Source organism: Acidobacteriota bacterium (genome assembly GCA_022562055.1).
Lineage (GTDB): Bacteria > Actinomycetota > Acidimicrobiia > Spongiisociales > UBA5794 > BMS3BBIN02.
Genome location: JADFQA010000016.1, coordinates 19001 through 44656, shown reverse-complemented (window position 1 = coordinate 44656; position 25656 = coordinate 19001). Strand labels below are relative to the sequence as shown.

19 protein-coding genes and 2 pseudogenes are annotated in these 25656 nt (G+C 59.3%); 11 read left to right on the top strand and 10 right to left on the bottom strand.

The window, feature by feature from the left end:
• Nucleotides 1–3: 3 nt before the first annotated feature.
• The 3 genes from IIC71_07250 to IIC71_07240 form a co-directional block, all read right to left on the bottom strand.
• Nucleotides 4–780 carry a glucose 1-dehydrogenase gene (locus IIC71_07250; GenBank protein MCH7668980.1) on the bottom strand — a complete coding sequence of 259 codons (777 nt, stop codon included), beginning with the start codon at nt 778–780 and terminating at the stop codon, nt 4–6.
• 61 nt (nt 781–841) lie between these two features.
• The gene (locus IIC71_07245) at nt 842–2221 is read right to left on the bottom strand and encodes a glutamine synthetase (protein ID MCH7668979.1); all 1380 of its coding nucleotides are present in this window, start codon (nt 2219–2221) and stop codon (nt 842–844) included.
• A gap of 109 nt (nt 2222–2330) precedes the next feature.
• Complete coding sequence (locus IIC71_07240) at nt 2331–4226, bottom strand: right-handed parallel beta-helix repeat-containing protein (protein MCH7668978.1); 1896 nt, start codon at nt 4224–4226, stop codon at nt 2331–2333.
• Nucleotides 4227–4356: 130 nt separating this feature from the next.
• Here IIC71_07240 and IIC71_07235 point away from each other — a divergent pair, with 130 nt between their 5' ends.
• From IIC71_07235 to IIC71_07225, 3 genes are all read left to right on the top strand, one after another.
• A complete protein-coding gene (locus tag IIC71_07235; GenBank protein ID MCH7668977.1) occupies nt 4357–4830 on the top strand; it encodes a PhzF family phenazine biosynthesis protein in 474 nt (157 codons plus the stop codon).
• Between the two features lie 31 nt (nt 4831–4861).
• On the top strand, nt 4862–5194 hold the full coding sequence (locus IIC71_07230) for a PhzF family phenazine biosynthesis protein (protein ID MCH7668976.1): 333 nt from the start codon (nt 4862–4864) through the stop codon (nt 5192–5194).
• 273 nt (nt 5195–5467) lie between these two features.
• Nucleotides 5468–6043: a DNA alkylation repair protein gene (locus IIC71_07225; GenBank protein ID MCH7668975.1), complete on the top strand. Its 576-nt coding sequence runs from the start codon at nt 5468–5470 to the stop codon at nt 6041–6043.
• Nucleotides 6044–6416: 373 nt separating this feature from the next.
• Here the strand turns inward: IIC71_07225 and IIC71_07220 are convergent, their stop codons facing one another.
• From IIC71_07220 to IIC71_07210, 3 genes and pseudogenes are all read right to left on the bottom strand, one after another.
• Complete coding sequence (locus IIC71_07220) at nt 6417–10067, bottom strand: multifunctional oxoglutarate decarboxylase/oxoglutarate dehydrogenase thiamine pyrophosphate-binding subunit/dihydrolipoyllysine-residue succinyltransferase subunit (protein ID MCH7668974.1); 3651 nt, start codon at nt 10065–10067, stop codon at nt 6417–6419.
• Between the two features lie 79 nt (nt 10068–10146).
• The gene (locus IIC71_07215) at nt 10147–10584 is read right to left on the bottom strand and encodes a TIGR03668 family PPOX class F420-dependent oxidoreductase (protein ID MCH7668973.1); all 438 of its coding nucleotides are present in this window, start codon (nt 10582–10584) and stop codon (nt 10147–10149) included.
• A gap of 81 nt (nt 10585–10665) precedes the next feature.
• A pseudogene (locus IIC71_07210) lies at nt 10666–10910 on the bottom strand (DUF1684 domain-containing protein).
• A 503-nt stretch (nt 10911–11413) separates the two neighbouring features.
• Here IIC71_07210 and IIC71_07205 point away from each other — a divergent pair.
• The 5 genes and pseudogenes from IIC71_07205 (at nt 11414) to IIC71_07185 (ending at nt 17061) form a co-directional block, all read left to right on the top strand.
• A complete protein-coding gene (locus tag IIC71_07205; protein MCH7668972.1) occupies nt 11414–12628 on the top strand; it encodes an MFS transporter in 1215 nt (404 codons plus the stop codon).
• A 57-nt stretch (nt 12629–12685) separates the two neighbouring features.
• The gene (locus IIC71_07200; protein MCH7668971.1) at nt 12686–14431 is read left to right on the top strand and encodes an ABC-F family ATP-binding cassette domain-containing protein; all 1746 of its coding nucleotides are present in this window, start codon (nt 12686–12688) and stop codon (nt 14429–14431) included.
• A 69-nt stretch (nt 14432–14500) separates the two neighbouring features.
• A pseudogene (locus IIC71_07195) lies at nt 14501–15139 on the top strand (DJ-1/PfpI family protein).
• A 78-nt stretch (nt 15140–15217) separates the two neighbouring features.
• Nucleotides 15218–16045 (top strand): hypothetical protein, encoded by an 828-nt coding sequence (locus IIC71_07190; GenBank protein MCH7668970.1) that lies wholly within the window; start codon nt 15218–15220, stop codon nt 16043–16045.
• Nucleotides 16046–16275: 230 nt separating this feature from the next.
• A complete protein-coding gene (locus tag IIC71_07185; GenBank protein MCH7668969.1) occupies nt 16276–17061 on the top strand; it encodes a site-specific DNA-methyltransferase in 786 nt (261 codons plus the stop codon).
• 48 nt (nt 17062–17109) lie between these two features.
• Here IIC71_07185 and IIC71_07180 read toward each other — a convergent pair whose 3' ends face one another.
• From IIC71_07180 to nhaA, 3 genes are all read right to left on the bottom strand, one after another.
• Complete coding sequence (locus IIC71_07180) at nt 17110–18003, bottom strand: ROK family protein (GenBank protein MCH7668968.1); 894 nt, start codon at nt 18001–18003, stop codon at nt 17110–17112.
• Between the two features lie 107 nt (nt 18004–18110).
• Nucleotides 18111–18890 carry a DUF547 domain-containing protein gene (locus IIC71_07175; protein MCH7668967.1) on the bottom strand — a complete coding sequence of 260 codons (780 nt, stop codon included), beginning with the start codon at nt 18888–18890 and terminating at the stop codon, nt 18111–18113.
• Nucleotides 18891–19038: 148 nt separating this feature from the next.
• Nucleotides 19039–20436 (bottom strand): Na+/H+ antiporter NhaA, encoded by a 1398-nt coding sequence (nhaA, locus tag IIC71_07170; protein ID MCH7668966.1) that lies wholly within the window; start codon nt 20434–20436, stop codon nt 19039–19041.
• A gap of 104 nt (nt 20437–20540) precedes the next feature.
• On the opposite strand from nhaA, the gene IIC71_07165 reads away from it, so the two are divergent.
• Complete coding sequence (locus IIC71_07165) at nt 20541–21500, top strand: sodium:calcium antiporter (protein MCH7668965.1); 960 nt, start codon at nt 20541–20543, stop codon at nt 21498–21500.
• A 26-nt stretch (nt 21501–21526) separates the two neighbouring features.
• Here the strand turns inward: IIC71_07165 and IIC71_07160 are convergent, their stop codons facing one another.
• Nucleotides 21527–22078, bottom strand: coding sequence for an RNA methyltransferase (locus IIC71_07160; GenBank protein MCH7668964.1), 552 nt, complete (start codon nt 22076–22078; stop codon nt 21527–21529).
• 177 nt (nt 22079–22255) lie between these two features.
• Between IIC71_07160 and polX the strand changes: the two genes are divergently transcribed.
• Together polX and IIC71_07150 are read left to right on the top strand one after the other, a co-directional pair.
• Nucleotides 22256–23992, top strand: a complete 1737-nt coding sequence (gene polX, locus IIC71_07155; GenBank protein ID MCH7668963.1) for a DNA polymerase/3'-5' exonuclease PolX — start codon at nt 22256–22258, stop codon at nt 23990–23992.
• A gap of 82 nt (nt 23993–24074) precedes the next feature.
• Nucleotides 24075–25613, top strand: coding sequence for a molybdopterin-dependent oxidoreductase (locus tag IIC71_07150; protein ID MCH7668962.1), 1539 nt, complete (start codon nt 24075–24077; stop codon nt 25611–25613).
• Nucleotides 25614–25656: the final 43 nt, after the last annotated feature.

The following is a 25656-nucleotide window of genomic DNA, read 5'->3' as shown; positions in this document are numbered from 1 at the left end:
TTGTCACTCCGGTGTTACGTATGCGGCAGTGATACCACCGTCGACGCGGAAATCGGCACCTGTCATATATGACGAGTCATCAGATGCTAGAAAGAGGGCGGCCTGTGCCATCTCAGCGGCGAGCCCGAACCGACCCATCGGCACATGAACAAGTCTGCGTTGCTTCTTCTCCTCGGTGTCGAGGAAGTCCATCAGCAATTTGGTTTGCAGCGGACCAGGACTCAGTGCGTTGATCCTCACTCCCTGTCGCGCGTGAACAACGGCGAGCTCACGTGTCATCGCCAGGACTGCTCCCTTCGATGCTGTGTAGGCAACCTGAGGTGTTGCGGCCCCCAGACTGGCGACGAAAGATGCGGTGTTGATGATCGACCCTCCGCCGGAGTCTCGGATTGCGGGGATGCCGTACTTGCAGCCAAAGAAGACACCTTTTGCATTGACATTCATCGTGAGGTCCCAGATAGCCTCGGATGTTGTCTGCGCATCGCCGTCGTCGTTGTGCATGATGCCGGCGTTGTTGAACATTACGTGGAGGCCACCGAATGTTTCGACGGCCGCGTTGACCATCGCGGCGGAATCTTTTGCCGACGACACATCAGCTCTCACAGAGACTCCTTCTCCGCCGGCCTCGACAATGAGAGCGACCGTTTTGGTTGCCGCTTCTTGGTCGATGTCGACACACACGACCTTTGCTCCCTCTGATGCGAATAGCGTGGCCGACTCTCGGCCGATACCGCTTCCAGCGCCGGTTATCAGCGCGACTTTTCCTTGTAGGCGGCTCATGTTGATATCCGTTTCATAGGTGGACGATGAGTGGTTGAGACGGGCGCGACGACTGTGCCGCTTAGATGCGGTCGAAGTACCTCGTCCGCTCCCAGTCGGTGACAGCCGCGTCGTACGCCGCTGCCTCGTCAGAGTAGAAGTGCGTGTAGTGGTCGTGGACGTCGGCGGTGAGGGCGTTGCGAGCAAAACCGCTCGCGGCAAAGGCCGCAACCGCCGATGTCAAAGTCCCGGGCACTCTGGGGAGGTTCTCCGCTGCGTAGACATCGCCCGCAAAGATCGTGGGCGGTTCGGTCTGTTTCTCGAGACCGTCGATGCCGGCTGCCAGTGCGGCCGAGTACACCAGGTACGGGTTGACGTCGGCGCCCGGGATGCGGCATTCAATGCGCAGGCTGGGACCCGAACCGACGATGCGAAAACCAGCCGTCCGGTTGTCGTAGCTCCAGGCGATCCGGGTCGGCGCCCACGACGCCGCCTGGAAACGCTTGTACGAATTGACGGTCGGGGCAAGGAGAGGCATCAGTGCGTCCACATGTTGCATCCAGCCACCGAGAAAATGTTCAAACGCGTCGGAACACTTGATCGGTCCGAATTCGGTATCACCGGCGAACGCGTTTTGATCGTCGCTCCAGAGACTGAGGTGGACATGACAACTCGATCCGGCCTGGTCGGCGTGCGGCTTTGCCATAAACGTGGCGCTCACGCCGAGTTGATCGGCGGTGTCCTTCATCAGCAATTTCATGATTGTGTGACGGTCCGCCATTTCGAGAACCTCGGCGTAACGAATGTTCATTTCGTGCTGACCGAGTCCGGTTTCCCCCTTCGAGTTCTCGACGGGGATGCCCGAGGCTGCGAGGTGGCGGCGGATCGTTCCGTTGAAGAACTCTTCCCGGGCGCCCTGCATGAGGTGGTAGTCCTCGCTGTACCAACTCAACGGTGTGAGGTCGCGGTGTCCATTCGCGGCGGCGTCGCGGTACGATTCTTCGTAGAGGTAATACTCGAGTTCGGATGCAGCTTTTGCAGTGAACCCGAGCGATTTCAGTCTTTCGATTTGGCGTCGAAGCATCGACCTCGGGGCGACGGGAACGTAGTCGTGCGTCGTATCGTCGACCAGGTCACACAGCACGATTGCCGTCGACTGCAACCAACTGGCCTCTCGAAGTGTCGACATATCAGGGACCATGTGAAAGTCACCGTATCCGAGTTCCCAACTCGAGTACTTATAGCCCGGCACCGGCTCCATCTCCATGTCGACCGTGAGTAGGTAGTCGCACCCGTGCGTGCCGACGCCAGCCACGTCATCAAGGAAAAACGTGGCATCGAAGCGCTTGCCGTGGACTCGGCCGTAGTGGTCGGTGAACGCAACAATGACAGTGTCGATGCCGCCGCTCTCGACCCGATCGGCCAATTCATCGATCGACAACAAACCACGAAGTTGCGCCATGAAGAATCTCCCATCCGCTCGGGGGCGCTGCAACCCACGACACTAGCAAGCCTTCGAATGCCAGTTTTGGTGTCGGGATAGCTTGTCGGGAAGAAGTCTCCGTTGGCTTCTACGGGAGTGCCACGGATCGCTTGAGGAACGCCGCCATCTGACCGCGTGTCACCAGCGCTCCGGGACAGTAGCGGTCGTTGGTCGGCGGGTTGCAGCCTTTGGTGATGCCCATGCTTGCGAGCCACTCAATGTCCCCAAAGAACACATTGTCGCTCGGAACGTCGATGAACCGTCCACCAGGTGTGTCCGTGCGAGGTCCGTATGTCGGCGTCGGCGAGCCAAGCTCGATGGCACCCATATCGGGTGCTCCGACGATTGTGGTGCCGTCGTTGAGATTGCGCAGCGGCACCCCGGCATCCACAACGTCTGAACTCGCAACCGGTCGAAGGTCATAGCTGCCGGCGGCAACATTCCAGTTCGCTGGCAAACCCGCGTTTGTCAGATCGCTAAAGCTGACGGCGACACCGTTGTCCTCGACTCCACTTGGGAGGTCGCCGATAAAGTCGTAGCGGACGTTGTTCCACTTGAACAGCGGTGGGTTGGTCCTCGTCGTTCCCCATCCGTTGTAGTCGAAGTCGCGGAACCCTTCATCTGGTGTCGTGACGAACTCAAACGCGTATTCGGTGCCGAGAAATATGTTGTTGCGCAAGATTGCGTTGCGCCACATGGTGCCGACGTCCCCGTACCCGTTGCCAGTCTTCACGCCCGTGTTGTGCGCAATGATGAAACCAGTCGTCTGGTTGTGCATCTTGATCGGTTCGCTCTGGATATTGAAGAACTGGTTTCTGAAGATATATGCCGGGCCACCCGCAATCGGTTGGAGAGACACCCCCATCCGTGCGTTGGTGACACGGTTGTTCCACACTCGGGCGTTTGCCTCGTTGTAGTCGATCTCGATTCCGTCGTCGACACAGAAACTCACGTCGTTGCCATACACGTCGTTGCCCCAGCACCGACCAGTGAAGGGCTGTACCGACACGCAGTCGCCGAAGTTCTGAACGGTGTTGTAACACACGACATTGCTTGTGCCTCGCAGGTCGATGCCGCGTTCGCCCGGGATCCCGGAGCCCGGCCACGATGTCCTGCCAACGATGACGTTGTCGCACACCGTCTGGTTCAGTTCGTTCGCTGCATCACGCCGGTTGAGAATGCCGTAGTCAACTTCGGTGATTTTGTTGTTTCTCACGACGACGTTCTGCGTGTGCTGAAGATCGATTCCCCACCGCCCATTGCGGATCGCGAGATTCTCGATGATGATCCAACTCAACGGCCCGCCGGTATCGCCGATGGTTACAACACCACGGTTGGTTCCAGCGCCCTCGATGATTGCCTCCCCGCTGGATGGTCCGCGGAAAACGATCGGATTGGCCGAGGTCCCCGAGCGTTGGATCGTGAACGTTTCGTAGGTGCCGGCGGCTATCTCGAACACGTCACCAGGTTCGGCGATGCCAGCCGCAGCTTGGACGCCCCGATACGGGTCGCCTACGGTGCCGGAGCCGCCCCCGGTTCCGGGAACGACATATTTCACCGTTGCGGCCGCCGCGGGCTGGGGTATTGAGCGGGTCGTTCCTTCAATGAGGCGGGTTTGCGACCCGCCGTCCGGGTCGGTAAGCGTCAGCTCGAGCTCATAAGTCGTGGCCGGTGTGAGAAACATCGCGCTCGCGCCCCACTGGTTGAGGTTGAGAGGGCTTCCCTGCACGATGATCGTTGGGTAGGCGCGGATTGCTCTGGCACCATCGTTCCACGTCGTCGTGCCTTTGACGCGAAACCGAAGTGTCATTGCAGAGTCGAGGTCTGAGTCGCCGCTCACGGTCCACGTCACGCCGAGGTTGACGAATGTGGCGTCAACGCGGGTGGCACCGGGAACGACAGCGTTGTCGGACGCTGCTTGGGCTGGTGTCGCGGTCGTCGCGATCAGAGCTATGAAAAACGCAAACCAAATTAGTGAAACCATCAAACGAAGCCCCTTGTCGTGGTTCCTACCTCGCACGCCCTGGGAAAACCCTACCGCGAATCGCCGTTTCTGCAGCCCCTTGACGATAATTCTGTCGTTGCGCTGTTTGGGTGTAGCTAGGGGTTTCCTTATGTCTGACCCGCTCCGTGTCGCTGCATTCACCTCCGACCCGGCGGGAGGGAACATGGCTGGCGTTGTCATCGGAGACCATGGGACTCCATCCGAGATGATGGCGGTTGCGGCCGAAGTCGGTTACTCCGAGACCGCGTTTCTTGAACCAACAGACGACCGCATGGTCTGGAACACTCGATACTTTGCGCCGCAAATGGAGGTCGACTTCTGCGGCCACGCAACCATTGCGGCCGGCAGCATCCTCAGGACACAATTCTGCGCCGGGACTTACCTTCTGCGTGCCAACGTCGGCGAGATCTCTGTCGAGAGGACCTTGGGCGACGATGGGGATGTGCGGGTCCACACTTACATCGGTCGCACCAGCCGGAGCGACAGGTCGGACGCGGCGCTTTCCACAGCCTTGCCGGCGCTCGGTTGCGGTACGACCGACCTTGATCCGGCGATTCCGACCGCGATATCGAGCCCGGCGTGAACCACTTGACGATTCAGCTCAAGGACCGGCGATGTTTGCTGATCTTGATTACGACTTCGACGCGCTGAGGTCCCTCATGAAGCGGGAGCACTGGCCAACAGTCGACTGCTTGGTTCGCTCGGGTGATACTGAGTTCCATATGCGCAACCCATTCCCTGCGGGTGGCATTGTTGAGGACCCAGCCACTGGCGCAGCGACGGCAGCACTCGGCGGGTATCTTGCCCATTACGGCCTTGTGGACGTTCCGGCGAAGATTCAGGTGTACCAGGGTTATGACATGGGTTCTCCCAGTCAGATAACCGTCGAGATCTCCTCAGATCCACAGGCGGGAATTCGGGTCAGCGGGTCTGCGGTGATCGTGTAGGGAACCTTTGCGGTGGGTCTGGTCGTCACAGCGCTGACAAGGTTCGGGCTTCTTACAGGAGAAAATGATGAAGCTGACGCGATCCGTGTTTACGGTAGTAGAGGTAGGCGTTCTGCTTGCGAGTTCTTGCAGTGGAGGCGACTCTTCCGAGTCGACGACCACCTCGGTCGCGCCCGGCGATGATTCAACGTGGGGTCCGCTTGCGGTTGTCCAAGGTGGAGGAGCGGGAAATGGCGCGCTGATCGAAGGGCGATTGACATTTCCGAGGGCTGTGTGGTCCTCGTAGAACGTGGTGAGAGGGTCTTGCTTGTCTGGCTGTCGGCACAGACATCGTGGAACCCCGAAAGCGCAACGATCCGCTTCGAAAGTAGTCAGTCGGGGGCGCTGTCGCTGGCCGGTGGTGACACGGTTCGGATGGGTGGAGTTGGTTCGATGACTCGCTCGGTATCAACGGTATTCATCGAGCAGCTGGCGATCGAACTGCAAACGCTCGCAGATCCCAAGACCAAGACATGGTGGAGCAAATACCTCAAGGGAACTGCCGGCTTCCGGGGTGTGAAGATGGCTGATACAAGGCGCGTCGTCAAAGCTCTGGTTCCCGAACACGGCTTAGAGGATGCCACCGCTGAGCGTTATCTGTCCGTGGCTTACGCGTGCATCGATCAGTCCAACGCTGAGGCCAAAATTGCCGGCGTTTTGCTGCTCGTCGAACACGGTCTCGGTGATGATCGATGGCGTCGACGCACTTGCGATGCCGTTAGCGAGTGGCTCGATCGGCGACTGGAACGTTTGCGACTGGTACTGCGTGAAAGTCCTGGGACCGTTCGTTGTCGCCGGCGAGGACATTGAGGACCGTGCCAGAGCCATTGCCGCTTGGAAGGGTGCCGAACGCCTCTGGCGCCGCCGCGCGGCCGCGGTTGCGTTTGTCTACCTACTTCCGACCGAGCCAGAACTGTTCGACGGTTTCACCTCGATGCTGCTCGGCATTTGTGAGGCGAATGTTGCGGACCAGGCACGTTTCAGTCAGACCAGCGTGGGATGGCTACTGAGGGAACTGTCACACCGAGAGCCCGACACCGTTGACCAGTTCGTCGAGGGACACCTGGAGATGAGCTCCGCAGCGCGCAAAGCCGCGAGGCCAAAATGGACTAGGCGCTGTGGTGTCTGGTCGCGTGATCCGCGCTGGGCGCCGACAACACGAGTCGGCTTGCACACGTCAGGGCTATGTCGCGAACGCCTTGTCGATGAGTTTCTTCTGCTCGGTAGCGTGAATCTTCGAGTGGCCGGTTGCGGGCGAGGCGCTTTCCCTGCGGTAGATGCCACGGCACGTCACATCTGCTTCGACAAACAGATACCTCGACATGAAGCGCCACGCACCCATGTTGGCCGGCTCCTCCTGGACCCACACGACCTCGGCGCCGTCGTACTGCGCAAGCTCGTGCTGTAATACATCGGCTGGGAAGGGATAAAGCTGCTCAACGCGGACCAGCGCGACGTCTGTGATTTGGTTCTTGGCTCGGTGGCGCGCAAGCTCGAAATAGATCTTGCCCTGGCATAACACCACCCTGCGGACCGCCTTCGTGACGGTCACATCAGGGAGCACGGTCCGGAAGCTGTAGTCGGTCAGGTCGGAAACCGGGCTGAACGAATCCTTCGTTCGCAGTAGTGATTTGGGTGCCATGACGATCAGGGGCTTCTTCTGAGCGGCCAACGCTTGGCGCCGCATCATGTGGAAGTGCTGCGCGGGCGTTGAGGGGACCACGATCCGGACGTTGTCCTCGGCAGCGTTTTGGAGGAAACGTTCGAGTCGTGCCGAGGAGTGCTCGGGACCCTGTCCCTCAAACCCGTGGGGCAGCAGCAGCACAAGGCTTGTAGGTTGGTCCCACTTGTCCTCGCCTGACATTATGAATTGATCAATTACTACCTGGGCCCCGTTGACGAAGTCGCCGAACTGCCCCTCCCACATGACCAAGGCGTCGCGGGCTTGCACCGAATACCCGTACTCGAACCCCATCGCGGCGAACTCTGAAAGAAATGAGTCGTAGATGCGCAAGGGCGCCTGGTCCTCATGGAGGTAGCGCAGTGGCAAATACTCTCGTTCGGTGGTGTAGTCGATGAGGCTGGCATGTCTGTGGCTAAACGTCCCACGCTTGGAATCCTCACCCGCAAGACGTACTCGCACTCCTTGCATAGCTAGCGATCCCCACGCCAGCAGCTCGCCGAGCGCCCAGTCGATTTCTCCGGAGGCGTACAGATCTGCACGATCGCCAAGGGTCTTCGAAAGCTTCGGATGCATTTCGAAGTCATCCGGCAGTGTCCGAGCCCGCTCCTCAACAAAGTCGAGCTGTTCGCGCTCCACTGACGTGTCGACTTCTGCCGTTACAGACTCGTGGGTGCGGTTCTCGACGGGTATGTGGCCGGCTTTGGTCTCTTTGAGAGCATCGTCCATGTGGGTGCGGAACTCTGTCTGAATGGCCTCGACCTCATCCGATGAGAGGGTGTCCGCGGCCACAAGCCGCTTGAGGTACAGCTCACGCACAGTTGGGTGCGTGTTGATGATCCGATACATTCGTGGCTGTGTGAACGAGGGTTCGTCGCCTTCATTGTGACCGAGCCTTCGGTATCCGATGAGGTCGATCACAACGTCGCGTTGGAACGCCTGGCGGAAAGCAAACGCAAGTTTGGCGATTCGCACCACCGCTTCAGGGTCGTCTCCGTTGACATGGAGGATCGGCGCCTCGACTGTCTTAGCTATGTCGGTGGCGTAGTGGCTCGAACGAGCATCGCGTGCCGCCGTGGTGAACCCGACTTGATTATTGATGATGACGTGGATGGTTCCGCCCGTCGCGTAACCACTCAATTGCGACAGGTTGAGCGTTTCGCCTACCACCCCCTGACCCGAGAACGCCGCGTCACCGTGCATTAGTATCGGGAGCGACAGGTATTTTCCGTCGGTTCCTAGGGCGTCTTGTTTTGCGCGGACGATGCCCTCGAGAACGGGATCAATTGCTTCGAGGTGTGACGGATTTGCGACCAGTTCGACAGCAACAGTCGCCCCGGACGCGGCAGCATGCGTGCCGTGCGCTCCCAGGTGATACTTCACATCTCCCGAGAAGCTCTCGTCGAGTGGTACATCAACGTCCCCAGTGAACTCCGCAAACATGGTGACCAGATTCTTGCCGACGATGTTGGCGAGAACGTTCAGCCGGCCGCGGTGCGCCATCCCGATAGTGACGTCGACCATGCCGGCTTCGGCCGCCTCCGTAAGCATGGTGTCGAGCAACGGAATCGTGGCCTCGCATCCTTCCAGGCTGAACCGCTTGGCACCCAGAAACTTTGTGTGAAGGAAACGCTCGAACGCCTCGGCCTGGTTGAGCTTCTCCATGATACGAAGCTTTTCGGATCGCGTCGGCACAATCTTCCTGCCTTCAAGATGGTCCTGAATCCACACCTTTTGGCTCGGGTCGTGAATGTGCATGTACTCAATGCCCGCGCTACGACAGTAGGCATCTCGTAGGACACCGAGAATCTTCCCAAGTTTCATCTGCGTACTGTTCGCTAGCCCACCGGTTGCAAATTCGCGGTCGAGGTCCCAAATCGTAAGGTCGTAGGTGAGCGGGTCGAGTTCGGGGTGAATGTTCGGTGGGTTCTGGTTCAGCGGATCCAGGTTGGCAATGAGGTGCCCTCGGCTGCGATACATGTTGATCAGTTGGAAAATCTTCGCCTGCTTCTCCGCCCACTCGCTCGAGCCTGGCGGCGGGTTGCTATCAATCGCCCAGCGAGCGGGAACGTAGGGGATACCTATCGAATCGAAGATCTCGTCGTAGAAATCTTCGGCACCGAGTAACAGCTCGTGAATGTGACGCAATAGCAGCCCAGACTCTGCGCCCTGGACCACACGATGATCGTATGTCGAAGACATCGTGAGGGTCCGTCCGACCCCTGAACGGGCGAGGTTGTCCGGATCCGAACCCTCGAACTCTGGGGCATACCCGATTCTTCCGACGCCGATGATGACACCCTGGCCCGGCATCAACCGGGGTACGGATTGGATCGTGCCGATCGTTCCAGGGTTTGTGAGAGTCGCAGTGGTGTGGGCAAAGTCGTCGACAGTGATCTTCCCCGACCGTGCACGCTGCACGATGTCTTCGTACGCCAGCCAAAACTCGCGGAAGGTCATCTTGTCAGCGCCCTTGATGTTGGGAACGATCAGCGAACGTTTGCCGTCCTTGCCCGGCATGTCCATTGCAAGGCCGAGGTTTATCCGGTTGAACTGGATATGGAACCCTTTGCCATCAACCTCGCGGTAGGTCGCCGACATTGCAGAGCGCGCGGTCAGGGCTTTCACCGTTGCCCATCCAATGAGGTGAGTGAAGCTCACGCGGCCGCCTTGGGTGAGCCTGGCAAGCTGGTTGTTGAGGATCAACCGGTTTACCTCAAGGAGTTTCGCGGGGAACGTTCGAAACGATGTCGCCGTCGGCACCGCAAGGCTATCGACCATGGCGTCAGCGATCCGGCCGGGGATACCCTTGAGTTCGGTGGCGACCGCCCCGTCGGGTAGTCCGTCGAGAGGGTCGCTGGAGGTGGTCGCGCTCACAGATTGTTTCTTTGGCTTTTGTGGCGGCGGTGCCGGCGTCGGTTCTGTTGATACCGTCGCGGCCGGTGACGGCGTTTGTGGCTCTGAGACTGCCGCCGGCGGTGTTGGTGTTTCGGCGACGGCATCGATGGCGCCATCCGCCTCGAAGTAGGCGCGCCATTTTTCGCTTAACTGCATCGGGTCCTCGCGGAACTGGCGCTGCATCTGGTCGAGGAGCCAGGTGTTCGACCCGAATTCGTCGGCGTTCTGCGGAGTGGGTGTACTTTGGTCGCTCATGATGGACCAAATGCTACCGACATTTGCTGCGACAATCCGGCACCTTTGCTGAAGGGCGTGTGCGACTGGCGTCGCCCTGCTACTTCACCCTCCGCGGCGCCGGGGAATCGTCTTGGATGTCAAGACGATTCATGTCGGCCGCCCACCCCGTCCATCGCGAGACCTTGATGATGATCCACGGACCCTTCGGCGCTGTGACTGTGTACTCTTGGTAGCGGTTAACAAGGCTTGCGGCGACGTGGTCATCGACGGTGTCGACGACGGTTGCGGTCCCGTCGGCCCGCGCCCACCACAGTGTCGCCCAATTCTCGCTGTAGTCGTCGACAAGCACCGAGACGAGCGGATCGTTTTTGATGTTCGCAAGACGAACCAAGTTTGTGGTTGTTTTCGGCTTGTGGTCGATCGCGGTGACGATCGTATCCTCACCCACCATGCCAAACACGATCGGAACGAGATGGGGGAAACCTTTGTCACCGTTGGTTGCGAGCACGGCGGAGCGTGCAAAGCCGAACATCATGCGACAGGTGAGAGCTTCGATTTTTCCTCCTTCGAGCGTACCGGCGAGCTATTGCAGGGGTACCTGCTGCGGGGGTACCTGCTAAAGGCCTACGTGTAGCAGGCGTTCTCCCGCACTCACCGGCATTGTGAGCCGATTCCCCGGCAGAGCAAGTGGGCATGACCAGCGCGGCGAATATGTGCAGCTTGGATGGTAGGCAAAATTGAAGTCGAGTATTACTTGGGCCGTATCAGCCCCGAGGTCAGCGCCCTTCACGGTGTCAAGGATGTAGCGACCGCCGCGGTATGTGTCGGTCCGTTTGTGGCGTCACCAAACGGACCGAAGATCCCTCCGCCGTAGGCATCGAGCCAGAACGGTGGTCTCTAGTGGTGTGCGCGACGGGGTGACTTTTTTGGAGTGTGTTGTGGCGAACGTCGGCATACATTTCGGCGACGCGGCGGCGGTAATCAGCCAGCTCGATGAAGGGGTTCATTACCGCCAGAACATTAGTCGCAATACAGATCATCTCTCGCTCCCCACCGCATTTTCGGAGGCAGCCAGGGGAGGGGGTGCAGTCTTCACCGGCAATGCGGCGCCTCGATGGACCATTCTCGTCGCTCGCAGGCTCGCCGAGGGATGTCGAGGATTGACGCGGCCTGGGGGGACATTATTGATATCACCGTCGACCGTTCTGTGAGCGTGGTGCCGGCACACGCTGGGTACTTCCGCGGGAATAGTTCAATCATCGGGGACGCTCTGATTATCACAACGTGGACGGGGCGATGACACAAAGAAAGTCGAACGGCAGACGTGGCGAGCGCTGATGCAGCTCCCGTTCAACGTCTCTCGGATGCCCCCGAGAGGCCGACGGGTCAGCGCCGCGCGTTGCTTGTCATCGCCCGGCGGTCAACTGCTGGCGCTAACCCTGTGGTTTTCTGCCTCGGCTGTTGCGCCGCAGCTCGAGGAAGCGTGGAACATCACGTCGGGTCAGACGGCCTGGTTGACTCTGATGGTCCAGATCGGCTTCGTAGCCGGGGCGCTTGCTTCCTCGGTGTTTGCACTGCCGGACGCCATTGCATCGCGCAAGCTATTTAGCCTTGCCGCCCTCGCAGGCGCTGTTCTCAACCTGGCACTCATTCCGGTCGGTTCGCGTAGTTTTGCAGGCGCGGTTGCCCTTCGGTTCTTGACTGGTGTCGCGCTAGCGGGAGTGTATCCGGCCGGTCTCAAGACCATGGCCGGGTGGTTTCGACAGGGACGTGGCATGGCACTTGGCACGCTTGTCGGGGCCCTCACGATCGGTAGCGCGGGACCGCACCTCATCCGTGGACTCGGCTTTGAATGGCAGGGGGTGCTGTTCGGCGCCTCGATTCTCGCCGGTATTGGAGCGCTGATCCTCTGGCTCGGGGTCGCTGATGGTCCGTACGAGACACCCCCCGTAAGCTTTTCTTGGCACTACGTTGGTGATGCGGTTCGCAACCGCGGTGTGCAGCTGTCAACGTTCGGGTATCTCGGGCACATGTGGGAGGTGTACGCAATGTGGACCTGGACCGCGGTGTTTCTTGGTGCTTCAGCGGCGGCCGGCGGGCACGGTGACGCTTGGGTGCCGGTGGCGACCTTTGTGATCATCGCTTCTGGTGGCATTGGATCGTTTGTCGCCGGGATACTCGCCGACAAGGTCGGTCGTACGAAAATCGCTCGGGGAGCGATGGCGATTTCCGGGACCTGTGCGTTGTTGACTCCGTTCGTGTTTGGGGCGTCTCCGGTGATCGTCGTCGCGCTGTTCGTCGTTTGGGGCGTCGCGGTCGTCGCCGATTCTGCCCAGTTTTCGACGATGGTGACCGAGACTGCCGATGACGCCTATCGGGGCACAGCGCTGGCGTTGCAGACTTCGGTTGGGTTTCTCTTGACCCTGGTCACGATTAAGGGCGTTCCAGTGCTCGCCGAAAGCTGGGGTTGGCAGTGGGCGTTTCCGGTGCTGGCAATCGGTCCTGCTGTCGGTGTCGCGGCCATGGTTGTACTGAAGCGGTCTCCCGAGGCCGCCAAGCTCGCCGGAGGCCTCGGCTAACAGCACTCCCGTTCAGCGATTGGTCGGGGTGGGCGAAAGAGGCTCTACGCTCTTGAGATGCACCTTTTGAGCCTTGAGGCAGTGTCGAAGACCTACCCTGAAAACCCGGTTCTTAATAACGCGTCGCTCGGTATATCTAAGGGGGATCGGATCGGGGTGATTGGACGCAACGGCTCAGGTAAGTCAACGCTGCTCGCCATCATCGAAGGCATCGTGGAGCCCGACGGTGGCTCGATCGTAAGGGTTCGGGGACTGCGAATCTCGGCACTAGATCAGGACCCTGTTTTTGCCAAGAATTCCACGGTCGGAGACATCGTCGGGGACCACCGGCAGGCGATCGCGCTAGCGGATCGGTTGGCGCTCACCGACCTCGGTGCTCATTGCTCAGACCTCTCCGGAGGGCAGCGGAAACGTCTCGCTCTCACTGTCGCGTTGGCATCTGAGTGTGACCTGTTGATCCTCGACGAACCGACGAACCATCTGGATGTGGAGACGATTGACTGGCTTGAGGATCACCTCCTTGCCCGTCGGGAGGCGGTTCTTCTCGTTACCCATGACAGGTATTTGCTTGACAGAGTGGTAAACCGCATCGTCGAGGTACACGACAACAGACTGTTTCCACATCAGGGAACATACGAGGAGTACCTCGAGGCAGCTGCGACTCGGGAGGCTCACGAGGCCACAACTGAGCATCGGCGTCAACAGCGGATCAAGACTGAATTGGCTTGGCTGCGACGCTCCCCGAAAGCGCGGACAACGAAGTCGCGCTCCCGAGTAAAACGCGCTGAAGACCTGATCGGCGAACAGCGACGACGCGTGCGACAAGGACTCAGCATTGAGTTGCCATCTCGTCGCATCGGCTCGAAGGTTGTCAACCTTGACAACGTCGGCAAACGGTACGGGGACAGATGGGTGCTGCGTCACGTTGAGCTGAGGCTGCAACCCGACGCCCGAGTCGGAGTCGTTGGCCCAAACGGCGCTGGCAAGACAACGTTGTTGAGTCTGATGGCTGGCCGAATCCACCCAGACGAGGGCAAGGTGGCGGTTGGATCGACAATTCACCACGGTTGGTACGGGCAGGACCCGACGCCGATTCCGCCCACAACCCGCGTACACGCAGTGGTCCGTGAGCATGCGGACGAGGTGCTGCTCCAGAGTGGGATAAGAGTATCGGGCGCGCAACTACTCGAGCATTTTCAATTCACCAGGGACCAGCAGCAATCGACGGTCGGCGATCTCTCGGGCGGCGAGCGGCGGCGTCTTGAACTGCTGCTGTGCCTGATGGAAGCGCCGAACCTACTGCTCATGGATGAGCCGACCAACGACCTCGACCTCGGCACCCTCGCGGTCCTGGAGGAGTACCTCGACGCCTGGAGTGGCGCGCTCGTCGTTGCGAGTCACGATCGGTATTTCCTCGACCGAGTGTGTTCGGATATTTTTTCTGTCGAGCCGGACGGCTCGGTAGTTCATCACCCCGGGGGATGGTCGGCATATCGGCAAGCGAACCTCGTCGATAAGGCTGGTGCCAACCCAAGGCGTGACGTTACGAGGTCTCGCACCAAACAACAGAGCCGCAAACTCACCTACAACGATCAACGCGAGCTCGATGAGCTGGTAAAGAGCATCCCCAAGCTCGAGCGACAACGAGACGGTGTTGCAAAAGCTCTTGAAGACGCGACCGGAGATTATGAGCAGACCGCCAAGCTGTCTGGCGACCTGGCAACAGCATTGGATGATCTCGACATCGCCGAAACCCGCTGGCTCGAGCTAACCGAAAAAGCCGAACGCCTAGTAGATTCCTAGGCAGAGCACTCCACCCATGAACCTCTCGCGCGTTTGATCTGCCATTTTGGCTGACCGTTAGGCAATCCCATGCACATAGCTATTCCGCTGTTTCCCCGGCTCACCGCACGCGACGCTATCGGACCGTACGAGGTGTTCTAGCGCATTCCCGAACTCGATGTCACGTTTGTTGGCGAGAAACGCGGCGAGGTGCGGACAGAAAACAGCTTCCTCGGGTTAACCGTCGACGTCACGTTCGACGACATGACCACTCCCGACATCGTCATGTTCCCTGGGGGAATCGGTACCCGTGAACTCATGCGCGACAGCTCCGTGTTGGACTGGCTTGTGACCGCACACGCGACGAGTAGATTCACGACGTCGGTGTGCACGGGAGCGTTGGTGCTCGGTGCGGCCGGTCTCCTTGACGGACTCACCGCCACCACACACTGGAGTGCGTTCGACGCGCTGAAAAAGACCGGCGCGACGCCGGTGAGCGCAAGGGTCGTTGAGCATCTCGACAAAAGGATCATTACCGCGGCGGGGGTGTCGAGCGGCATTGACATGGCGCTGCGTCTTGTCGAGATTCTCTTCGACCGAACCGCTGCCGAGGCGGCTCAATTGATGATCGAATACGACCCCCAGCCATCCTTCGATGCGGATTCGACAGCCAAGGCAAGCCCCGAGGTTATGGAACGGGTTGCTGCGTACGCACTACAGCGAGATTGAGCGGCGTGCGTGCGCGTTCCGAAGCGGCGCGGGTGGAGCGCACCCGACCTGCAGTTGAACTCGCTATCGTCGTATCCCATGCGGATCGGATTCCAGGGCGAAAGCTATTCATACAGTCACCGGGCACTCACCGAGCTGTTTCCCGACGCCGAGGCTGTCGGGTTCCATAACTTTGTTGCTGCATTTGGCGGCCTTGATTCGGGCGCTGTCGACAAACTTGTGCTCCCGGTCGAGAACAGCACGACAGGTTCGGTGCTGCCGGTCTTGGATCGACTCCCCGGCAACGGGGACCACAAACCGATTTCAATCGTTGCGGAGCATCTTGTCGAGGTTCGCCACGCCCTGTTAGGCACTCCGGATGCCACGCTGGAGACGGTGAAAACCGTTCGATCTCATCCGCAGGCGCTCGCACAGGCCCAGGAGACTTTGCTCGGGCTGGGACTCGATACTCGACCAAGCTACGACACCGCGGGTGCTGTCCGCATGGTCGCCGAGGGTGGCGATCCCACCGTGGCAGCCCTCGCGAATCCACGGGCTGGAGCGGCCCACGGTCTCATCGTGCTCCTCGAGAACGTTATGGACAAGGCACACAACACGACTCGTTTCGTCGTTCTCGCCTCTGGCAAGCCCACTGTCAGTCCCGACGCCAACAAGACGACGGTGCTGTTTCGCACCGCACACACCCCCGGCGCCCTCGCCCTGGCGCTGACCGAGCTCGGTCTTCGCGGCGCCAACCTGACGCGCATTGAGTCGCGACCCTCAGGCGAGGCATGGTCGTACCGGTTTTTTGTCGACCTTCTGCATCCTCCCGGACCCGACGGACTGAAATCGGTTCTCGAACCCCCGCTGGGTACGTTGAGCGAACTCCGGGTACTTGGGTCCTACGTTGCCGCACCACAGCCCTAAATATTTCAGTATCTGAGCGGATAACACGCCGTCGGTACTCGGGGCGCAGTCATCCGTCTACACGCCTAGCGGATAGTGGCGTCGTCTCCAACGACTGAAAATCCACCTAATTGTTGCGATGCTGAGGTACCTTTCTCGTCCAGGAGGTAGCCGAGTTGGCAACATCAACAGCAAGTTTTGGTGCGGGCAAGCGCGAATCTCACGACGCGTCTGCGTATTACAGCCGGGAAATGTCTGGTGCTCGTCCGGTTTTGCAGCCGACCGGTCTTGTCCAGGACCCACCAAAGAGGATCATCGACAAGATCTTCTGGCAGTCCTCTGAGGTTATGAACCAGATTCCCGACAGCACCGTTGCCCTGATGGTGACTTCGCCGCCGTATAACGTCGGCAAGGATTACGACGACGATCTCAGTCTCGACGCCTATCTCGATCTGTTGCACCGAGTGTTCTCGGAAACCTACCGTGTGCTTGAGGCCGGTGGGCGGATTGCAGTAAACGTTGCCAACCTGGGTCGCAAACCGTATCTGGCCTTGAACCACCACGTTGCTCAAATTCTTGACGATATTGGGTTCTTACTTCGCGGTGAGATAATCTGGCAAAAGGCAAAGGGCGCCGGTGGATCGTGTGCGTGGGGCTCGTGGCAGTCGGCAAAGAATCCGACACTGCGTGACCTTCACGAGTACATACTCGTCGCAAGCAAGGAGTCGTTCGCTCGCCAATGCAGCGGTGACGACACGATTTCCAAGGAAGACTTCATGGACGCCACACTGTCGGTTTGGAACCTCGCTCCCGCGTCCGCAAAGCGTGTTGGACACCCGGCGCCGTTCCCGATCGATCTCCCCAAGCGCCTTATCGAGCTGTACACATTCGAGAACGATCTTGTTCTCGATCCGTTCATGGGTGCCGGCACGACGGGCATCGCTGCAAAACAGACAAACCGCCACTACGTCGGTTATGAAATCAATGCTGATTATCGCAAGCTCGCCATTTCACGCATCGAAGAAGCAACCGCGTAGACCTCTGAACTCGTCGACGAACGACGAATCGAATCGGGGCGCGCCGCCTCAGTTACTGTGCGGGACCTCGGCTGACATTGCAAGAGCGAGGGCACCAGTGATCCCGGACCGATCACCGAGTCCGGGCGGCACGACAAACTTGTCCAAGTTTTTTCGATTCTCCAGACCGTGGACGTATCCGTTGAGATAGTTGTGTACCCGGTCTCGCACCTTTTCGATCAGACCCTGGATCTTGAAAACTCCTCCGCCGAGGACAATCCGTTGTGGCGCCAGGGTGAGCGTGAAGCTCGCGAGGGCTGTTCCCAGGTACCACGCCTCGACTTCGGTGGCTTGGTCGCGGAGTTCGTTGAGTTCGCTGCCGGTCCGACCCCATCGTTTCTCTAACGTCGGGCCTGACGCCATCCCTTCGAGACAGTCGCCGTGGAATGGACAGATGCCTGCAAAGTTGTCGCTGGGCGCACGCGGAATAGCGACGTGTCCCATCTCTGTGTCAACTGAACCTGTCAGCGGTCGGCCATCAACCATCATGCCACCACCTATTCCGGTGCCAACCGTGAGGTAGAGGAACGTTTTCAATCCAATCGCCGCCCCGGAAATCATCTCGCCACGGGCGGCCGCGTTCACATCCGTGTCGATGTTCACAGGGGCATCGGTAAACATTGAGACGGCTTTGCGGTAGTCGAATCCGCTCCATCCAGGCTTGGGTGTTCGACGAATCACTCCGTAGGTTCCAGACAGTGGATCGATATCTATCGGGCCAAACGCTGCAATTCCGATGCCAGACAATCCTTCTGGAGCGTTCGCCTGGAAGAAGTCCATCACACTGCGAATGGTGGTTGTGGGGTCGCTCGTTGGAAACGACGAGGTGGCGACGACGGCATCAGGGGACGTTCCGACGGCTACCACGAACTTCGTGCCGCCTGCTTCTATCGCACCAAACATTGGTGTCTCGATCGGACTCATGCGTTGAATCTAGCGGCCGATTGACCGGCTGTTTTCTGAGGAGTGCCGCAGCTACGACTGGCACTGAATGTTGATGTTGTCGGCGGTCACCTGACCGCACAGGCAAGAGACCAGTCGTACTTTTGGTAGGAGATACGAAACGGTCCGGCATCGAGCAGCTTTACCACTCCGTCTGCAATCCAGGGGCGCAGCGCTTGAATGATGGCGGTCTTTCGCACTGGACGAAACGAAGGCATCGACCCTGGTCGAACAAAGTCGGTGCCGTAGAGCTGGAACACCTTGGACAACGACAGATCGCGGCGATCCGCATCCATGGCGATTGCACCGGCTTGTAGAAATGCCCTCATCTGGCCGTCGAGCTGGCTGTCGATGCTGTCCCCGGCGAACGGTTCACCGCGTAGCGTTGGGCACGACACGGAGCCGCATACCAGAGCACCGTGGATTCTCGGGTCGCCAAAGCGCCGGATTTTTCCGTGTTCGATGTCATCGAGCGAAAGATGCTCTCCGTCAACGTTGAAGCGGTCGGTGTGGAAAACCCCGGGGGTTCGTAGGACACTGCTGAGACCCGCGATTTGTGCTTCAGCGGCGAGAAACAGCGCCCCAGCGTTGTAGAGGTTGAGCCAGTAGGCGAGGGACTCGTCATGTGTCAGCGCGTCGGGGCGGATGGCCTCGAGATGCGCAATGTAGTCGGTGAGCTCGTCGGAGCTGGCGCCGAGTCCTTTGAGCCCTTCTCGCTTAAGACGGGCGAGAACGGGCGTGAACCCCGAGTGGTCAACGGTTTCGTTGCCCGTCGGGTTTGGGCGACGACTACGCAACGAGTGCAGTATCGACCATGCTCCTCCGAGGTAGTTTGGCGAGTCGCTCATTCGGTTGACAACCGATGTCAGAGTGGTGTTGTTCCACCGATTCCAGGGCGCACAATTTCTACGATCCCCAGGGCCGGGAAATGATGTCCGGTGGTTTGCTAGTGGCAGGACCCGATTGGTGGAACGAACTCGCGTCCCAAGCCGCTCGCTACGGGGCGACCTTCTCCAGTGCGGGCGCTTCCGTTGGCGTCGGTGGTTCTTGTGATGGTGCACCACGGCGGGACAGCAGCATGTACCCAACGATGCCCGAGATGCCCGATCCTACGAAGATACCGATCTTGGCGAGATTGGTGATCGCAACATCTGTATACGCCAGCTCCGCTATAAACAACGACACCGTGAACCCGATACCAGCGAGAGCGGCAAGCCCGACGATCTGGCCCCAGTCGGTATTTTGCGGAAGGCGGCCCAACCCGGTTTTAACGGCGATCCACGTGAAGAGCGTGATGCCGACCAGCTTTCCGACAAACAGTCCTGCGGCGACACCGAGTGCAACCGAAGACGTGACCGCTTCGCCAAGGTTGACACCCTCGAAACTCACGCCCGCGTTTGCAAGAGCAAACAGCGGCACAATGACAAACGCCGACCAGGGGTGCAGGCTGTGCTCAAGACGATCGAGTGGGGACACTGACTCCTCGGCGACCTTTGCGAGCTGGAGCGCCGAGTGGTCAACCCGAGCGCGTTTCAAAGGCGATGTGGAATCAACCTGGTAGCGGTTGAGGATGCCTGTGGCGCGTTTGTAGTAGGCGTCATCGGAGTAGTAGGGGAAGACAGGGGTCATGAGACCCAGCGCTACGCCGGCGAGGGTTGCGTGCACACCCGATTCGAAGATCGCGAACCAAATGAACACACCCATCGCGACATAGAAGGCCATATGCCTGATGCCGGCTCTACCGGCGAGGTAAACCACCAACAGTCCCCCAAGACCGGTAAAGAGCCATGGAATTGATAGGGTCGTCGTGTAGAAGATGGCGATGACCGTGATTGCACCGATATCGTCAGTGATCGCCAGGGCGAGCAGGAAAAGTTTTGCGCCTACTGGGACTCGTTTCCCGAGAAGTGAAATCACACCCATCGAAAAGGCAATGTCCGTCGCCATCGGGACGCCCCATCCCCTTGCCGCGCCATCGATGCCGCCTGCAAAGGAGAGATAGATGAGCGCGGGGACGATCATTCCACCCAGAGCGGCGATTGCTGGTAGAGCTGCTCTCCTTTTGTCTTTGAGTTCGCCAACTACGAGTTCGCGTTTGATTTCGAGACCAACGACGAAGAAGAAGATCACCATGAGCGCATCGTTCACGATGTCTTTGAGCGTCTCCTCAAAGTGGAAACTGCCGACCGAAAAGGACAGGTCGGTCTGCCAGAAGGTTTCGTAGGAGTCGCCGAACGCGTTGGCCCACACGAGAGCGACAGCAGCTGCCACCAGAAGTACGACTCCGCCGGCTGCAGCGATCTGGGTGAACCGCAGCAGCGGCCGAATGAACTTGGCCGCGACCAGGCGATTGCTGTGCAGCCAAGTCTCGTGGACCCGTTCTTTGTCGTTCATACTCACGCTCGTAGGCTAGTCAACGCGGAATTCAACGTAGATGTTGGCCCGCTTCTTGTACCATCGCACCGCTATCAGTCGGACGACAGCCGGGAGGCCTTTTCATGAACACTGCCATCCTGTCTGTTGTTGCAGGGCTTGTGCTGTTGATCCTGGCTTCGGATCGCCTCGTCGTGGCCGCGGTGCGACTTTCTGAAACACTGGGAGTGTCGGCAGTTCTCGTGGGTGCATTAGTTGTGGGCTTGGGTACGTCGTTGCCGGAACTATTGGTGTCTGGGCTGCTGGCAAGGGACGGAAAGCTTGACGAGGCTGTGACCAACGTAATCAGCTCAAATACGGCCAATGTGACGCTGGTCCTCGGCCTCGCCGCTCTAGTTGCCACCATACATTCAAGTCGGCGGATCCTGTATCGTGAAGGGATTCTCATGATCGCCTCGGTCGTTGCCTTTGCGGCCGTTCTGCTCGACAAGAAAGTCGAGGTCTGGGAAGGCGCTGCGTTGCTTGTCGGGCTTGTCGTCGCAATCTACGCATTGATCGTCTGGTCGTTGCACGGCCCCGACGTGGCGGACAACGCCCCGGGCGTTGGGGCGCACTCGCCTCGCGGAAAGGAACCGTTCGCCGACCTTCCGACAACGAGGCATGAAATGGTGGCTGGAGTTATCGCGATCGTCGTGACTGTCGGTGCTGCGAGACTGTTGTTGTCTGGCGCCGAAACTATTGCAACCGAGTTGGGGGCGTCTGCCACGCTCATCGGAACAATGCTTGGCGTGGGCACCAGTCTGCCCGAGATGGCAACCGCCGTTTCAGCGGCCCGCCGCAAACAGGTGGATCTGATCATCGGCAACGTGCTTGGATCGAATATCTTTAACTCTCTCGCCGTCGGTGGTGTTGCAGCTCTGATCGGGCCAGGTCTTCTTGTCGAGGTCGACACCCCGCTCTTGGTCGTGATGGTTGTCACCGCGGTCATCGCCGGCGTTCTCGCCCGAACCGGAGGGAAAATCGTGCGCCTCGAGGGGGTTGCCCTCATCGCGGTGTTTGGCGGGTTTGCTGCGCTCGTCCTATAGAGGCACGACGCCGTGTCGATACAACGTCAACCGAAGGCGTGCTGTCGTATCCATGTGTGCATTGCAATGCCGGCAGCGACTCCGGCGTTGATCGATCGGGTCGACCCGAACTGAGCTATTGAACACACAAGTTGCGCTGCATCGGTCGCCGCTGGCGAAAGCCCGGGGCCCTCCTGTCCAAAAAGCAGCACCACATTTCGTGGAAGCGACGCAGTTTCCAACGGCACAGATCCAGGGAGTATGTCGATTGCGACGATCGGTAGGCCTTCACCGGACGCGTATTCGCAGAAATCGCCGATCGTTGGATGGTGCCTGATGTGTTGATAACGATCGGTAACCATTGCCCCCCGCCGATTCCAACGGCGTTTGCCAATGATGTGAACTTCGCTAGCGAGGAATGCGTTTGCGGTCCGCACGATTGTGCCGATGTTGAAGTCGTGCTGCCAGTTCTCAATTGCGACGTGGAACGGGTGCCGTCTTGTATCGAGGTCGGCGATGATCGCCTCTTGCGTCCAGTAGCGGTAACGATCAACCACGTTGCGACGATCGCCTTCTGCGAGCAACTCAGGGTCCCACATCGGCCCATCGGGCCATGGCTGCAGATGTGGTCCTACGCCGACGGCAGTATCAGGGGTCTCCGCTGGTGAGTTGTCGGATGAGTGAGTCACGCGTCCTCAGTCGGGTCGGCAAAGATTGGCGGGTGACGGCATCGTAGTGCCGATATCGGCGCTACAGGTTTGCCCTATCGTGAGTCTATGAGTGTTAACGCCGAAGCGGCGCGGTTGCTGCAGGAGCTCGCCGACCTCACAAAGTTGGCCGACGGGTCGCCGCAGTCGTTCAAGGTCCGGGCTTATGAAAAAGCCGCCTCTGTGATTCGCGAACTTGCGGCGCCGATAGGCGACATGTCCGCCGCCGAGATGCAAAAACTCGAGGGGATAGGGAAGGCGACAGCCTCGAAACTGCGGGAATGGGTCGACACCGGTTCGATAATGAAGCTCGAGGCTCTGCGGGCGGAGTTTCCGCCCGACTTCGTTGAACTCACCAGAATCCCGGGTGTGGGTCCGAAGACTGTCGTGATGCTCAGGGAGAAGTTAGGCGTTGGAAACGTTGACGATCTCAAAGCAGCGCTCGAGCGCGGTGCCCTTCGAGTCCTCCCGGGCATGGGCGAAAAGACCGAAGCCAAGATCCGCAACGGTGTCGAACGCATCGGCTTGCACGGCAAAGACAGACGGACCCCGATCGCGACGGCGATGCAACTCGCGGCAGAGTTCGTGGAATCGCTGCGAGGCCTGACAATGGTCGACGAGGTGATGTACTGCGGATCGCTAAGACGCCACTCCGAGACGGTCGGCGACATCGATATTACGGTTGTGTCAGCGCAGCCGGAGCTCGTGATGGACGCCTTTGTCGTTTTCCCGGCCGTCCGCTCGGTCATCGCCAAAGGTCCTACCAAGTCATCGGTTCTTGCCTCGGGGGATCTTCAGATCGATCTTCGAGTCGTTCCCGCTGAGGCTTGGGGCGCCGCGACTATGTACTTCACCGGGTCAAAGGCACACAACATTGAACTTAGACAGCGGGCAATCGATCTCGGGTGGACGCTGAACGAATACAGCTTGTCGGATGTCAAGACCGGTGAAGTAGTCGCTTCCAAGACCGAGAGAGAGATCTACGAAGCGCTTGGCCTGGATTTTGTCGTTCCTGAAATGCGCGAAGGTCTGGGTGAGGTTGCGGCGGCGTCTTCAGGGGGCCTCATCGCGCCGGTTACACGGGCAGACATTGTTGGTGATCTGCATGTGCACTCCTCATGGTCCGGTGACGGGCGGTCCTCCCTCGAAGACATGCTGGCCGAAGCTTGCAATCTCGGCCTGTCGTACATCGCGATGACCGAACATGCTGAGGACCTGGTCATCAATGGGCTTTCGCGCGACGAGGTACAGCAAATGTCTGTCGTCCTAGAGGAGCTACGGCCTGCCTTTGCCGGTATGACGATCCTTCACGGGGCGGAACTCAACATCGGACGCGACGGATCAATCGACTACGACCGGGAGTTTCTTACTACGTTTGATTGGTGTGTCGCGTCGGTTCACTCGCATTTCGATCTCTCGGCTGATGCGCAAACCGACCGAATCGTCGCGGCCATGACGAACCCGGCCGTCAATGCGATTGGGCACCTCACTGGCCGAAAGATAGGTCAGCGTCCAGGGATCGATCTCGATTTCGATGCCATTCTCGATGTTGCCGCAGCGACTGGAACGGCTCTCGAAATCAATAGTCACCTCCACCGCCTGGATGTGCCTGCGGGTCTGCTTCGTCGCGCTCGAGATCGCACGGACGTGCTGTGGGTGATCTCAAGCGATGCACATCACGTCGGCGAGCTGGGAAATCTGCAGTGGGGCGCAGCCCAGGCCCGTCGTGGGTGGGTTCGTAAGGAGCAGGTCGTCAACACATGGCCGGCAGCGAAGTTTCTGAGCTGGATTAACTACGAACCGTAGATGCCGTTCATACAATGGTAAGGAAACAAACGGTGTCTTTTGTCGTTGAATAGGTGAAGCCCCCACGAAGGAGACCGGAACGATGGTTCCCAAAGCATTCAAAGCGTACGGTGGATGGATAGGAGCCGCCGGCGCAGCGCTAGCGATCGGCCTCACCGAACTGTTCGCCGGTCTGTTTGCCAGCGTGCCATCATCGATCGCGGCCGTGGGTTCGTACATTGTCGATTTCTCACCTCCGGCTGTTCGGGACTTCGCAATCGCGGTATTTGGTACCGCCGACAAGGGAGCGCTCGCCGTTGGCACCGCGATCATATCGACGGTGCTTGGCGCGGTGGTTGGTCGACGCTCCATCGCAAACCGGAACGTTGCTATCGCAGTATTTTCTCTTTTTGCACTCATTGGTGTGTTCGCCGGGGTCAACCAACCGTTGATTAACGGGACCCTGACGGTGATTTCGGTTCTCGTTGCTGTGGGTACCGGCTTGGCCGTTGTCCTTTACGGGGTTGGGCAGATACGCGCCGCGGAGAGCGAACCCGTCGATGAAACGGGGGGACTCGACCGCCGCCGGTTTGTTCGCGTCGTGGTGGGTAGCGGGGTTACCGCGGCTCTCGCAGGGCTACTTGGGCGCCTCTCGATTATCAATCGCACCGAACAGATTCGTTCGGATCTCGTCTTGCCGCCGGTGGTCAGTAGCGAAGAAGTCATCGTTGCATTGCCTTCAGGTTTCGACTCGATTCCTGGTCTTTCACCGCTCATTGTCTCCAACGAAGACTTTTACCGAATCGATACTGCACTCGTTGTGCCGCGAATCGACGCAAACACATGGGAGTTCAAGATTCACGGTCTTGTCGACAACGAGCTTTCGTTGAGCCTTGACGATCTCTATGGAATGGAACTTGTCGAGGAGTCGGTCACCTTGCAGTGCGTGTCGAATAAGGTTGGAGGCAACCTCGTTGGCAACGCGGTGTGGACCGGAGTACGGCTGACGGATGTACTCAACATGGCCGGGGTGCAGTCTGACGCTGCTCAGATAGTTGGACGCTCCGTCGATGGCTGGACCGGCGGGTTCCCCATAGAAATCGCTTTCGATGGGCGCGAGCCGTTAATCGCTATCGGGATGAACGGTGAACCGCTGCCCGCCGCTCACGGTTTCCCGGCACGCCTCGTTGTTCCCGGTCTTTATGGCTACGTTTCTGCAACCAAGTGGCTCAGCGACATTGAGCTCACCACCTGGGACGGTTTTGACGGATACTGGATTCCTCGTGGATGGTCGAAGCTAGGTCCTATCAAGACGGCGTCACGAATCGACTATCCGCGCAACAACGAGCAGGTAACTGGTGCTCCAGTAATTGTCGCTGGTGTGGCTTGGGCTCCGACGCTCGGTATCGAAATGGTTGAGGTCCAGATTGACGGCGGTGAGTGGCTCGTTGCTGAGTTGTCCGACGCGATTTCCAACAAGGCGTGGCTGCAGTGGAAAGTCGAAGTTGCACTTGAGCCGGGTCGCCACACAGCACGGGTGAGGGCGACCGATGGGACCAGCTACACCCAGACAGAAGATCGCGTGCCGCCACGCCCCGATGGGGCCACCGGGTATCACGAGCGCTCTTTCGTCACCGCTTGAGGCGTCGACGGGCGTCGTAGCCAAACCCCGCACGAGGTACGGC

Bases quoted from the DNA above. Each gene is read 5' to 3' on its own strand.
- IIC71_07175 (MCH7668967.1), bottom strand. From the start codon at position 18,890: ATGAGCGACTCGCCAAACTACCTCGGAGGAGCATGGTCGATACTGCAC.
- IIC71_07165 (MCH7668965.1), top strand. From the start codon at position 20,541: ATGAACACTGCCATCCTGTCTGTTGTTGCAGGGCTTGTGCTGTTGATC.
- IIC71_07190 (MCH7668970.1), top strand. From the start codon at position 15,218: ATGCGGATCGGATTCCAGGGCGAAAGCTATTCATACAGTCACCGGGCA.
- IIC71_07240 (MCH7668978.1), bottom strand. From the start codon at position 4,226: ATGGTTTCACTAATTTGGTTTGCGTTTTTCATAGCTCTGATCGCGACG.
- IIC71_07200 (MCH7668971.1), top strand. From the start codon at position 12,686: ATGCACCTTTTGAGCCTTGAGGCAGTGTCGAAGACCTACCCTGAAAAC.
- IIC71_07215 (MCH7668973.1), bottom strand. From the start codon at position 10,584: ATGATGTTCGGCTTTGCACGCTCCGCCGTGCTCGCAACCAACGGTGAC.
- polX (MCH7668963.1), top strand. From the start codon at position 22,256: ATGAGTGTTAACGCCGAAGCGGCGCGGTTGCTGCAGGAGCTCGCCGAC.
- IIC71_07160 (MCH7668964.1), bottom strand. From the start codon at position 22,078: ATGTGGGACCCTGAGTTGCTCGCAGAAGGCGATCGTCGCAACGTGGTT.
- IIC71_07220 (MCH7668974.1), bottom strand. From the start codon at position 10,067: ATGAGCGACCAAAGTACACCCACTCCGCAGAACGCCGACGAATTCGGG.
- IIC71_07205 (MCH7668972.1), top strand. From the start codon at position 11,414: ATGCCCCCGAGAGGCCGACGGGTCAGCGCCGCGCGTTGCTTGTCATCG.
- nhaA (MCH7668966.1), bottom strand. From the start codon at position 20,436: ATGAACGACAAAGAACGGGTCCACGAGACTTGGCTGCACAGCAATCGC.
- IIC71_07185 (MCH7668969.1), top strand. From the start codon at position 16,276: ATGTCTGGTGCTCGTCCGGTTTTGCAGCCGACCGGTCTTGTCCAGGAC.
- IIC71_07245 (MCH7668979.1), bottom strand. From the start codon at position 2,221: ATGGCGCAACTTCGTGGTTTGTTGTCGATCGATGAATTGGCCGATCGG.
- IIC71_07150 (MCH7668962.1), top strand. From the start codon at position 24,075: ATGGTTCCCAAAGCATTCAAAGCGTACGGTGGATGGATAGGAGCCGCC.
- IIC71_07250 (MCH7668980.1), bottom strand. From the start codon at position 780: ATGAGCCGCCTACAAGGAAAAGTCGCGCTGATAACCGGCGCTGGAAGC.
- IIC71_07235 (MCH7668977.1), top strand. From the start codon at position 4,357: ATGTCTGACCCGCTCCGTGTCGCTGCATTCACCTCCGACCCGGCGGGA.
- IIC71_07180 (MCH7668968.1), bottom strand. From the start codon at position 18,003: ATGTTTGGTGCGATAGAAGCAGGCGGCACGAAGTTCGTGGTAGCCGTC.
- IIC71_07230 (MCH7668976.1), top strand. From the start codon at position 4,862: ATGTTTGCTGATCTTGATTACGACTTCGACGCGCTGAGGTCCCTCATG.